The organism is Streptomyces sp. NPDC093586 (assembly GCF_044764905.1).
In the GTDB taxonomy this organism is placed as follows: domain Bacteria; phylum Actinomycetota; class Actinomycetes; order Streptomycetales; family Streptomycetaceae; genus Streptomyces.
The window spans coordinates 1-1779 of sequence record NZ_JBIWJA010000102.1; the positions used below are offsets into that span (position 1 = coordinate 1).

Genomic DNA, 1779 nt, shown 5'->3' on the forward strand with positions numbered 1-1779 from the left:
ACCTGGACGATCAACCCAGCAACCGCATAGACCAAGGGGCCGCCCGGCCTACGGCCGGACAGCCCCCACCAAGATCTTCATGAGTCTTCTAGGCCGTGTTTTGAAAGTGGGCTCCGTTCCCCGTCCCGCACCTGGATGATCTAGGTGTGGGGCGAGGGGATCTTTCAGACGAGCAGTGGGCGGTCCTGAAGCCGTTGTTGCCGGTGGTGGTGCTGGGCAGACCTTCGGTGGGCCGGCGGAAGCTGATCGACGGGATCCGCTGGCGAGTGCGGACCGGTGCTCCGTGGCGGGATCTGCCCCGGGAGTACGGGCCGTGGCAGACGGTCTACGGACTCTTCCGCCGCTGGCAGCGTGACGGCACCTGGCCCACGCTGCTGACCCGACTACAAGCCCGCGCGGACGCGGCCGGGCTCATCACGTGGGAGGTCAACGTCGACTCCACGATCTGCCGAGCCCATCAGCACGCCGCAGGCGCCCGCCGCGACGGACAGGCCCAGAAGGAACCGCCGGGCGGAACCCGCACCGAGCCGGAAGACCACGGTCTTGGCCGGTCCCGCGGCGGCTTCACCACCAAGATCCATCTGGCTTGCGAACAAGGTCAACGACCGCTGTCGTTGCTGGTCACTGCAGGTCAGCGTGGTGACAGCCCTCAGTTCGCCGCCGTGCTGGAAGGCATCCGGGTTCCCCGCAGCGGACCGGGCCGTCCCCGTGTCCGTCCGTTGCGGGTGCGGGGCGACAAGGCGTACTCCTCCCGCGCCAACCGGGCCTACCTCCGAAAGCGGCGAATCCGCTGCACCATCCCAGAGCCGGCTGACCAGGCCGCCAACCGCAAACGGCGCGGGAAGGCCGGCGGGCGACCTCCGGCCTTCGACCGCGAGGACTACAAGGCCCGGCACGCGGTCGAGTGCGGGATCAACCGGCTCAAGCGCAACCGGGCGGTGGCCACCCGGTTCGACAAACTCGTCCTCCGCTTCGAAGCCACCGTTCTGATCGCCGCGATCGGCGAATGGCTGTGACGGGCCCGGGCCGTCGGTTCCTCATGCCATGCTGACCGCGGCCAGGGCGAACAAGGCGAGAGGGAAACGGCGATGGGGGCTCAGTACTACGGCGCCGACAGCGAGAACGGCGACCGCATCGACGACCCCTCCGAGGACGCGCTGGTCATGATGATCAGCGACCTCAACGACTCCGACAACACCTTCGTGGTCGTCCAGCCCGACGAGGACGACCCCCTGTGGTTCGCCTCAGTGGCCGTCCTGGACGAAGGCGTTTACGAGATCGTTCGCCGCGACACCACCCGCAACGAGCACGAGGTCACCACAGCGACCGGCATCAACGACATCGCCCACGACCTCACCATCTGGATGGCCGCCCGCAGTATCAGCACTCGCTAGCCCCAGTCTTGCGCCGGCGTCGAACCGCCGCAGCCTGTTCCAGTGCCGCTGCTGCCTCGGCTCTGGCCCTGGCCCGGTCCTCCTTGAAGACCAGCACGCAGGCCAACGCGTCCAGGGCCTCAGCGATCCTCTCCCGCCAGTCAGCGAACTCGACGGAGTCGGCATCGGGCGGCTGCTGCGACTTCACAAAGCGGAGATGACGCAGCGCGTGCTTCAGCACGGGGTCAACCACGAGACTTCTTCCGATCGGTACGCGGTCGACCCCATCGTGCACCACTTTCAAAACACGGCCTAGAAGACTCATGAAGATCTTGGGGTTCTGGCCCTGCCGCGTGAGCGGCAGGGCCAGACTCTTTGGTGTGGTGATGGGGGAATGGGCCGGGGA

3 protein-coding genes are annotated in these 1779 nt (G+C 67.3%); 2 read left to right on the forward strand and 1 reads right to left on the reverse strand.

What is annotated here, in order from left to right; genetic code table 11:
* Positions 1-146: 146 nt before the first annotated feature.
* Positions 147-1016 carry an IS5 family transposase gene (locus ACIRFH_RS36580; RefSeq protein WP_403530912.1) on the forward strand — a complete coding sequence of 290 codons (870 nt, stop codon included), beginning with the start codon at positions 147-149 and terminating at the stop codon, positions 1014-1016.
* Positions 1017-1088: 72 nt separating this feature from the next.
* A complete protein-coding gene (locus ACIRFH_RS36585) occupies positions 1089-1394 on the forward strand; it encodes a hypothetical protein (RefSeq protein ID WP_403530914.1) in 306 nt (101 codons plus the stop codon).
* Here ACIRFH_RS36585 and ACIRFH_RS36590 read toward each other — a convergent pair.
* Positions 1381-1779: hypothetical protein (locus tag ACIRFH_RS36590; RefSeq protein ID WP_403530917.1), on the reverse strand; the 399-nt coding region annotated here is incomplete at its 5' end. The two genes, ACIRFH_RS36585 and ACIRFH_RS36590, sit on opposite strands and share 14 nt — an antisense overlap.

Excerpts from the sequence above, each read along its gene's own strand:
- ACIRFH_RS36585 (WP_403530914.1), top strand. The coding sequence starts at position 1,089 with ATGGGGGCTCAGTACTACGGCGCCGACAGCGAGAACGGCGACCGCATC.